Raw genomic sequence first — 9,668 nt, 5'->3', positions numbered from 1 at the left:
GGCGTGGCCGGTCACCGGGACGGCCTCCCCTCGTCCGTGACGGGGGCGGGGTCCGTCGTGGCGGGGGCCCGGGTGCCGAGAACGGCGGCGAGGGCGGCGACGCAGCGTTCCACCTGCGGCGGCGTGCCCACGCTGACGCGCAGGCTGCCCGGCAGGCCCAGCAGGCTCAAATCGCGGACCAGCACACCGTGTTCCGCGGCGAGCCGGTCGGCGACGCGGGCGCTGTCCCCGGGCACGTCGACCATCACGAAGTTGGCGTGGGACGGCATGGCCGGCAGGCCGATCGCGTCGAGGCTCTTGATCAGGTACTCGCGGGCCTGAGCGGTCCCCGAGCGCACCCGTTCCAGGTGGCCGGGCTGTTCCAGGGCGCGCAGCACGGCGCTCTGCGCCGGGCGGCTCACGCTGAACGGAAGCGCGCCGGCCGTCCGGGCGCAGCGCGCCACCAGGTCGGCGGGGCCGATGAGGCAGCCCATGCGCACCGAGGCCAGGCCCCACGCCTTGGAGAAGGTGCGCATCACCAGCGCGGGCGCGCCCGACCGGACGGCGAGCAGGGCGTGTTCGTGCTCCGGGCCGGCGAAGTCGAGGTACGCCTCGTCGAAGACGAGCACGCCGTCGGCGGACCGGGCGGCGTCCAGCAGCAGGTCCACCTCGGCGCGGCTCAGGACCGTGCCGGTGGGGTTGAGCGGGTTGCACACGAACGCCAGGTCGGTGCCGTCGCGCAGCGCCTCGGCCAACTCCCCGGCGGGTACCGCCCGGTCGCGCAGCGGGAGGGCCCGCACGGCGGCCCCGGCCACGGCCGCGGAGGCCGCGTATCCGGGGAACGTGTTGGCCGTGAAGGCGACTTCGGCGGCGGGCTCGCGGAGGAAGGTGAGGGAGGTGAGCAGGACCAGCTCGTCGACGCCGTTGCCGACCGCGACCATCTCGGGGCCGACGCCGAAGTGCCGGGCGAGCGCCTCGCGCAGGGCCCGGCACTCGCTGTCGGGGTAGTGCGCGAGGTGGGCGGCGGCCTCGGCGGCCACGGCCTCCACGGTGCCGGGCGGCGGACCGTAGGGGCTCTCGTTGAGATGGAGCCGCAGACAGTCCGTGCCGTGCCCGGCGTCGGCGGACCGGAAGAAGGAGGCCGGCGGGCCCTGTTCCCGGTCCTGCCGCCGCTCCCGTTCCTGCTCGGTCTTCATCGTGTGCTCCCTTCGGGGCGCCTAGACGCCCTGGGCCGTCTCGGGGTCGAACTCCGTCCGTACGGACGGAAGGGCGAGGGCTATGAGCGCGGCGACGGCGGTGAGGACGGTGCCGGCGAGGAACGCGGTGTGGCAGGCGGCCAGCAGCGCGTCCGGGCCGGTGGTGCCCCGGGCCGCCTCGTCGCTCAGCCGTTCGCCGGCCAGCGTGGCGAGCACGGCCAGGCCGACCGCGCCGCCGACCTGCTGGCCGGAGTTGAGGATTCCGGCGGCGGCGCCGGAGTCGGCGCGGGCCACGCCGCTGACGGCCGCGACCACCAGGGGGACGAGGGCCAGGCCGTAACCGGCGGCGCACAGCAGCAGGGTGGGCAGCACGTCGCTCGCGTAGCCGCCGGTGGTGCCGGTGCGCAGCAGCAGGGCGAGACCGACGGTGGCGGTGGTCAGGCCGGTGGCGCACAGCACGCGGCTGCCGAGCTTCGGCAGGAGCTGGATGGCGACGCCGGAGAACACCGCCATGGTGATGCCGAACGGCGCCCAGGACAGCCCGGCGCGCAGCGGCGACCAGTCCCGCACCAACTGCATGTACTGGGTGAGGAAGAAGAAGATGCCGTACAGGCCGGAGGCGGCCAGCAACATCATGAGGTTGGCGAGGACGATCGGGCGGCTGCGGAACATGGTGAGCCGGATCAGCGGCTCCGGCGCCCTCGACTCCCGTGCCACGAACAGGGCGAGCAGTACCGCCGCCACCGACAGGCCGGTGAGCGTGGCGGCCGAGGTCCACGAGCGGTCCTCGGTGCTGATGACGGTGTGCACCAGGAGCAGCAGGCCGGAGGTGATCAGCAGCGCGCCCGGGGTGTCCAGCTTCACCCGGTCGTCGCGGGTGTCGCGGTCGCCCATGGCCGGGGACATCGCCAGGGCGAACAGCAGGGCGCCGACCGGGAGGTTGATGAAGAAGACCCAGCGCCAGCTCACGAAGTCGGTGATGACGCCGCCGATGAGGACGCCGCTGACCCCGCTGACGCCGGTCAGGCCGCCCCAGATGCCGAGGGCACGGCGCCGTTCGCCCGCGTCGGGGAAGGCGTTGATGAGGATGCTCAGCGCGGCGGGACTGAGGAGGGCGGCGCCCAGGCCCTGGAGCGCGCGGGCCGTGATCAGCGTCTCCGGCGAGGAGGCGATGCCGCCGAGGAACGAGGCCACGACGAACACGCCCAGGCCGGTGAGGAAGACGCGGCGGCGGCCGAACAGGTCGGCGCAGCGGCCCCCGAGGACGAGGAAGCCGCCGAAGAGCAGCATGTAGGCGTCCACGACCCAGGCCAGGGAGGCGGCGGCGAAGTCGAGGTCCTCCCGGATGGACGGGAGCGCCATGGCCACCACGGTGTCGTCGATGATCACGCTGAACTGCGCGCCGCAGGTCACGGCCAGGACCAGCCCGGCGGCCAGCGGGCGCCGGCCGGTCCCCGCCGGGCTTCCGGCGGGTGTCGGAGTGGGGGTGGAGGGCGGAGTGGAGGGCGCTTGCGTCATGTCTGCTCCCCGGGGAGATGGCGGCGATCGCGATGGCGACGTTTTTCTACGAGCGTAGGACTTTTTCCTCCGAGCGTAGGAGCCTAGGCTCACGGGATGGCCCCGTCAACGCATCACCAGCTCGCGCGCCAGTCGCCCCGGCTCCTGCTCCTCGACGCGGCGATCACGCTGATCGCCCGCGAGGGCCTGCAACACCTCACCCACCGCCGGGTGGAGGCGGAGGCCGGGCTCACCCACGGGTCGACCACGTACTACTTCCGCAACCGGGAGACCCTGATCCGGCACGTGATCACGCATCTCGCGGAACGTGACCAGCGGGTGGTGAGCGCCGCGCTGGACCCCACGGGCCGGCCGCCGGCGGCGGGCGACCCTGTCGCACGGGCCGCCGCCGACCTCACCCGGATCGTGGAGGCGTTCCTCACCACCGCCCGCGACCAGACCGTCGCCCGCTTCGAACTGTTCCTGCACGCCGCCCGCGAGCCGTCCCTCCAGGAGGAACTGACGCGGTGGCGGGGGTTGTTCGGCCGTGCCGCCGAGGCGCTGCTCGGCGGCCTGGGCGCCCCGGACCCCGCCGAGAGCGCCGACGCCCTGGTGACCGGCATCGACGGCCTGCTCTTCGCGGGCGTCTGCCTGCCCGGCCGGCTGACTCCCGGCCGCACGCGGCAGCAGATCCTGGCCCTGCTGACACGCTGCCTGCGGACGCCGGGCGGTGGCGGGAGCTGAGGCGGGCGCGGCTTGCGTTCCGTTCGGGCACATGGCTGACCTGAATTCCTCCCGTCACCGCGCACCGCGCCCTTTATCCCGGAAAGGCCGCGGTCCCGGAAATTCGGACGCGACGATACCCACGGCGGCCCGGCCCGCGGCATGACAAGCATCTGCCAGGCAATGCCCTGCCAGTCGGCGCACGGCCGCACTGGCAGGGAACTGCCGCTGGCCCCGCCGACCCGCACCGCCCTAGAAAGGTGAGGCCCGCCAAGACTTCTCGGGAATGGGACAGTATGGGTCACTCCTTTCGCGTGGTCGACTACATCGTCGATTTCCTCAGGCACCAGGAATTCACCCACGTCTTCGGGGTGGGCGGCGCCAATATCGAGGATCTTTACGACGCGATCCACCACGCCGGAGGCCCGGTGCGGGGGCTGGTGGCCAAGCACGAGTTCTCCGCGGCGGCCATGGCCGACGGCCACCACCGCGCGTCCGGACGACCGGCCGTCGTGGTCTCGACCTCCGGCGCCGGCGCGATGAACCTGGTGCCCGGTCTGGCCGAACTCCGCGCCTCCTGCGTCCCGGCGCTGGCCCTCATCGGGCAGCCGCCCGCCGGGCTGGACGGTCTCGGCTCCTTCCAGGAGACCTCCGGGCTCGGCGGATCCATGGACGCGGTGCGTCTGTTCGCGGAGATCGGGGTGTTCTGCGCCCGGGTGGACGACCCCTCGGCCGTCACCGAGCTGCTGCCCGCCGCGCTCGAAGCCTGCCTCAGTGAGGTCCCGGGACCCGCGGTGCTGCTGCTGCCGAAGGACGTGCAGCAGTCGGTGATCCCCGCCTGGGCGCCGCCGCGCCGCGTGCTGCCGCGCCAACGCCCCCTCGCCGCCGGGCCGGTACGGCAGGAGGCCGCGGCCGTGCTCGCCGCCGCCCGGGACGCCGACGGCGTGGCGGTGGTGGCGGGCACCGGAGTGGTCCGGTCCCTGGCGCGCGCCGAACTGGCGCGGCTCAGCGAGGTGCTGGGCGCCGGGGTGGCCGTCGCGCCCGACGCCAAGGACGCGTTCGACAACCACCACCCGCGGTTCCTCGGGGTCACCGGCCCGCTCGGGCACCCGGCCGCGCACGAGCGGATCGAGGGCGCCTCGGCCGTGCTGCTGGCCGGCACCCGGCTGCCGATGCTCGCGGGCGGCGCGCTGCGGGAGCACCTGAAGGGCGTGCCGGTCGTCAGCGTGGACAGCGCCCCGCCGTTCCTCGACCCGCATCACCCCGCGCCGGTCCGCCTCGACGGTCCACTGGCCGCCGAACTGGCCGCGCTCGGCGACCTGTTGGCCGCACCCGAACGACCGGCGGAACGGCCGGTGGAACGGCCGGTGGAACGGCCGCCCGCCCGGGGCGGGGAAGCCGCCGCTCCCTCCGGGCCGCTGACCATGCGGACGGCCGTGGAGGTACTCGCCGCACACCTCCCCGACGGCGCCAACGTCGTCGTGGACGCGGGCAATTCGGGAACCACCGTCATCCACCACCTGCCCGTGCCGCGCGACGGCCGTTTCGTCGTCGCCCAGGGCATGGGCGGCATGGGGCACAGCTTCGGCGCCGCCATCGGGGCGTGCCTGGCCACAGGCGCCCCGACGTATCTGGTCGCGGGCGACGGCTCGTTCTTCATGCACGGCATGGAGATCCACACGGCCGCCGAACTCGCGCTGCCGATCACGTACCTGATCCTCAACAACAACGCACACGCCATGTGCCACACCCGGGAACGGACGTTCTTCCGGGGCGACTACACCTACAACCTGTTCGGCCCGGCCCGGATCGGGGACGGTGTGGCCGCCATGTTCCCCGCGATCACCGCCCGGCACGCCCGGGACGCGGCCGAACTCCGCGCCGCCCTCGCGCTGCGCCCGCCCGGGCAGGCCGGGCCGCTGCTGATCTCGGTGGACGTCGACCCGTACGAGATCCCGCCGTTCGGGCCGTTCCTCCGCGCCGGACAGGCCGCGCGGGCCACCGCGGCCTGAGCCGCGCCCCACCACCGCGCCACCCCACCACATCCGCACCACGGCACGTCAGGGCCGACCGCGCCCGGCCGTGGACCATGAGAAGGGACCACCGTCATGACGGACATGTACACCCCGCCGCCCGCCATTCCGCCGGCCATCGCGGACGTTCCCGGCCTGCTGCGCTGGGAGACCACCCCCCGCGAGGAGGCCATCGCGCAGGCCGCCGCCATCACCAAGGAGTCCTACACCTACGACGAGATCTATGGGCGGTTCTGCTCGCTGGAGGAGTACATCGACGCGCCGCCGGAGGCGGTCTTCGCGTACCTGGCCGACGAGCGGCACCTCAACGAATACACCTACAGCACCCGTGACTTCCGCCCGGTGGAGGGGAAGCCGGGCCTGCTCGTCGGCCAGGACACCCTGGTCGCCGAGGAGACCAAGATCTACATGCGGATCAAGACCAACCGCGAGGCCCTGACGGTCGACATGCACTGCGCCTGGGACCAGGGCGACGACCTGTGGATGATCTACCTCTACCGGATCGTGGACGCGCAGGTCGTGCTCAACAAGCCCGGCTCCGTGGTGCTGTGGACGAACTGCCGCCACCCGTACTACGACAAGAACCCCTACCCCGAGACCGCCCCCGCCGGCCAGCGGCCGTGGGTGGGCGACTTCTGGCCGCTCTTCTACGCCGGTCACTACCTGGAGATGCAGAACCTGAAGAAGATCCTGGAGTTCCAGCACGGTGGCGGTAACGCCCGGCCGGAGACCGGTGCGTCATGAGAACGGTCAGCCTCCTGGAGGTGGCTTCCTACCTGCCGCCCAAGAAGGTCCCGACGCAGTACTTCCTCGACGTCCAGGACAGGAACGGGGAGTTGGCGGGCCACGAGATGTTCGGCGCGCCCGCCTTCCGGCACCACGTGGCCCGGGAGGAGAGCGCGGCCGACATGATCGAGAAGGCGGGCCGCACCCTGCTGGACCGCATCGGCCCGCGCGAGGCCCGCGACATCGACCTGGTCATCACCAACGTCCTGCTGCCGGACCTGCCGTTCACCGGCGCCGGGGCCGAGATCAGCCACCGCCTGGGCCTCAACCCGGGCTGGATCCTCGACGCGCACAACGGGGGCTGCGCCTCCTTCGTGCACATGCTGCGGCTGGCCCGGGGCCTCATCGGCAGCGGACAGGCCCGTTCGGCGCTGCTGTGCAACGTGCAGAACGCGGCGGGCACGGTGATGGACCAGCCGCGGGTGCGCATGCTGCCCGAGGCCGTGGTGCCGGGCGACGGGTGCGGCGTGGCTTATGTCGCGGCCTCCGAGGAGTCCCCGGTCCTGGCGATCGAGACCGTCAACACCGGTGAGTACGCCAAGGATTGCGGTCTGACGCTGAGCGACGGCCGCAAGTACTGGGAGGCCGGCGAGAGTCAGATGCACGTCGGCTTCACCCCCGGCAAGGTGGCCGACATCGTCGAGCGCGGCAACCGGCTGGTGCCGGAGGTCGTACGGGCCGTCTGCGACCGGCTGGACATCGGTCCGGCGGAGCTGGACGTGCTGATCACCAACCAGCCGAACCGGGTCTTCCTCCAGAAGTGGCAGGAGCGGCTGGGGATCGCCCCCGAGCGGCACCTCAACACCTTTGACCGGTTCGGGAATCTGTTCGGCGCGGCCGTGCCGATCACCCTCGACCACGGGGTGCGGGAGAAGCAGATCCCGGACGGCAGCCTGCTGATGCTCGCGGGCTTCGCCCACGCCGGGGACTTCGCGGGGGCCGCGGCGGTGCGCTGGCGCGGCGGCGCGGTCATCTGAGGGAGCCGGTCTCAGCTCACCCGGTGCGGTGCCGCAGGACGCGCGCCACGTGGATCCGGGACGGACACTCCAGCTTGCGCATCACCTGCCGCAGGTGGTTGACCACCGTCCACTCGGAGATGTGGAGCCGGGTCGCGATCTGACGATTGGTCAGTCCCTCGGCGACCAGGTGGGCGATCTGTCGCTGACGCGGCGTCAACCCCGCGGCAACCTCCCGCGACAGCACCGGCGCCTCCCGCTCGCCCGGCTCCGTCGCGTACCCGGCGGCGGCCCGCGCCATGGCGGCCCGCGCCCGGACCAGGTCGCCGTGTCTCATCGCCCACCGGGCGACGATCAGGGACGCCTCGGCCGCCAGCGCCCGGCCGTCCTTCCCGTCGTGCCGCCCGTCCGGGCGGCTGCTCTCCTCCAGTTGGGCCGCGAACTCGGCGACCGTTCCGGCCGCCGACAGCGGCTCCTCCAGCGCGAGCAACAGCCGCAACGCCTCGGTGTGCCGCCGGATCTGCCGCAGGTAGCCGACGGCCGCGCGGATGTCGGGCCAGCGGTCGTGGACGGCGGCCACCCAGTGGGACCGGGAGGCGTCCCCCGCCCCGTGCCCGGCGGCGCGCAGCTCCCGCTGCACCGCCTGCGCGAACGCCAGGCAGGCACGGGCATGTTGTTCCCGCGCCGCCGCGAACGCCGCCGGATCGCGCGCCAGGACCCGGCGGTAGTGGAGGCGGACCATGTGCGGCACCTTGAACTCGTAGCCGCCGCGCCCGTTGTCGTAGCTCATCAGCACGCTCTTGTGGACCAGCGTCCGCAGCGCGCCCGTGATCTCGTCCTGGGCGAGCCCGCTCAGGCGGCGTGCCGAGGGCACGTCGATGACCGACTCGAACACGGTGAGCCTGGTCAGCAGTTCGGTGTCCTCCTCGGAGAGCGCGGCCTCGCCCCAGCCGAGGACGCGGGCGACGGAGCTGTGGCGCTCCGGCAGGTCCCGCAGCCGGCTGTCCCAGTCGTGCTCGCCGTGCCGCAGCCGCTTCAGCAGGTCTGCCGGGGTCAGCGGCCCCACCGCCTCGGCGACCAGTTCGATGGCGAGCGGCATGCCGTCGACCACCTCACAGATCCGGGCGGCGAGGCCCCTTCCCTCGTCACCCGTCACGCTGTGCCGGTAGTGCGGGCTCACCCGCTCGGTGAACAGCCGTACGGCGTCCCCTCGTTCCCCCGTGGACATGGGTCCCACCGGCACGATGCGCTCGGCGTAGACATCGAGCGGGACGCGGCTGGTGCAGACGACCGACGCGCAAGGACGGGCGCGCAGCAGCGTCATCACGCTGTCCGCCACGCTCGCCGTCACCCGGTCGCAGTTGTCCAGCAGCACCAGGAGCCGCCGGGCCGGCGCCGCGGCGGTCGACCGCCGCGTCGTCCGCGCCTGCTCGAACGGCAGGATGCCGGGCGGCAGCAGCTCCCGGATGCGGGCGATCGCCGCGCCGCCGTCCCGGGCGTCCGCCAGGTCCAGCAGGACGACCGAGTCCCGCTCCGGCGACGCGGCGGCGGCCAGGGCGGCACGTGCCAGCACGCTCTTGCCGACGCCCGCCGGTCCGGTGAGGGTCAGCAGTCTGTGCCGCCCCAGAAGGGCGCCGAGCAGCGCCAGTTCCCGGTCGCGCCCCACAAGCCGCGGCACGAGGAACGGCCACCCGGGCCCGGTGTCGTTTCCTTCCCATTCTTCCCCCGTTGCTCTGAATACTTCCGATCGTTCCCACAATGCGGTCTTGCCGTTTTCGTCCTGTTGCGACTCATACCAAGTCAGCAAATCCTTGCCCCCGTTCACAGAATCCAACGACCTGGCCAACCTGCATGACCAAAGAGCCGCCCGTCAAGAAATCATCGCATTGGCTCCCGATTTCGGGGCGTTGGTGAACAAAAAGAGGGCGTAGCGGGTCACGGACGTGGACGAGGGAACCAGGTACGCGCCGCTGGGATGCGTGAAGCGGTGGGAGCACCGGTACAGGCCGGGGTCGGCGGCTTTCGTGGAAGTGGCGCGCGGCCCGGAGCAGTTGTTCCTGCCGGAACACGAGGGCGGTGCCGGGCCGGACACGCCGGTCCACGTGTGGGTGCGCGATCCGGACGCCGTGGCGGCCGGGTTCGGGGTGCCGGTCGTCGGCACCGCGTGGGGGACGCACAAGGCCGGGGCTGCGCGACCCGGACGGCAACCGGCTGCGGGTGGCGTCGGTCGCGGAGGACGCCCAGGCGGCCGACCGGGCGTGAGCCGGGAGCGTGAGCCGGGGCGTGAAAGGGAGGGCCGGAATTCCGGTCCCCTCCCCCGGGTGGTTTGGGTGATCACGGGCTGGTGGGCGGAGCCGGGCTCTGAATACTGGCCGATGAAAAGCCCGGTGATCTCCGATGGGGGCGACATGGCCGACGGCACAGTTCTGTTCGCGGTGCGCCAGGATCTCCCCGGAGCCGAAGCCGGAGCCGGGGGCGGGGGCGGGCCGCCGCCCCGG

The 9,668-nt window shown here is 72.9% G+C and carries 8 protein-coding genes; 5 read left to right on the top strand and 3 right to left on the bottom strand.

Annotated features, from left to right (window positions below; translation table 11 throughout):
• Positions 1-11: 11 nt before the first annotated feature.
• A complete protein-coding gene (locus ACSNOC_RS25545; protein WP_436749933.1) occupies positions 12-1,175 on the bottom strand; it encodes a pyridoxal phosphate-dependent aminotransferase in 1,164 nt (387 codons plus the stop codon).
• Positions 1,176-1,196: 21 nt separating this feature from the next.
• Positions 1,197-2,693 carry an MFS transporter gene (locus ACSNOC_RS25540; protein ID WP_436749932.1) on the bottom strand — a complete coding sequence of 499 codons (1,497 nt, stop codon included), beginning with the start codon at positions 2,691-2,693 and terminating at the stop codon, positions 1,197-1,199.
• Positions 2,694-2,789: 96 nt separating this feature from the next.
• Here ACSNOC_RS25540 and ACSNOC_RS25535 point away from each other — a divergent pair, with 96 nt between their 5' ends.
• From ACSNOC_RS25535 to ACSNOC_RS25520, 4 genes are all read left to right on the top strand, one after another.
• Positions 2,790-3,416 carry a TetR/AcrR family transcriptional regulator gene (locus ACSNOC_RS25535; RefSeq protein WP_436749931.1) on the top strand — a complete coding sequence of 209 codons (627 nt, stop codon included), beginning with the start codon at positions 2,790-2,792 and terminating at the stop codon, positions 3,414-3,416.
• Between the two features lie 275 nt (positions 3,417-3,691).
• Entirely contained in the window at positions 3,692-5,407 is a 1,716-nt protein-coding gene (locus ACSNOC_RS25530) for a thiamine pyrophosphate-binding protein (protein ID WP_436749930.1), read from the top strand.
• A 96-nt stretch (positions 5,408-5,503) separates the two neighbouring features.
• Positions 5,504-6,172 carry an SRPBCC family protein gene (locus tag ACSNOC_RS25525; RefSeq protein WP_436749929.1) on the top strand — a complete coding sequence of 223 codons (669 nt, stop codon included), beginning with the start codon at positions 5,504-5,506 and terminating at the stop codon, positions 6,170-6,172.
• Entirely contained in the window at positions 6,169-7,191 is a 1,023-nt protein-coding gene (locus ACSNOC_RS25520) for a 3-oxoacyl-ACP synthase III family protein (protein WP_436749928.1), read from the top strand. Before ACSNOC_RS25525 ends, ACSNOC_RS25520 begins: the two co-directional genes overlap by 4 nt.
• Positions 7,192-7,207: 16 nt before the next feature.
• Here ACSNOC_RS25520 and ACSNOC_RS25515 read toward each other — a convergent pair whose 3' ends face one another.
• Positions 7,208-8,848 (bottom strand): LuxR C-terminal-related transcriptional regulator, encoded by a 1,641-nt coding sequence (locus ACSNOC_RS25515; RefSeq protein WP_436749927.1) that lies wholly within the window; start codon positions 8,846-8,848, stop codon positions 7,208-7,210.
• Positions 8,849-9,113: 265 nt separating this feature from the next.
• Here ACSNOC_RS25515 and ACSNOC_RS25510 point away from each other — a divergent pair.
• On the top strand, positions 9,114-9,668 hold a 555-nt coding region (locus ACSNOC_RS25510; protein ID WP_436749926.1), incomplete at its 3' end, for a glyoxalase superfamily protein.

Source organism: Streptomyces sp. URMC 129, assembly GCF_051386415.1.
Lineage (GTDB): Bacteria > Actinomycetota > Actinomycetes > Streptomycetales > Streptomycetaceae > Streptomyces.
This window is presented reverse-complemented; position numbering and strand designations above follow the sequence as displayed.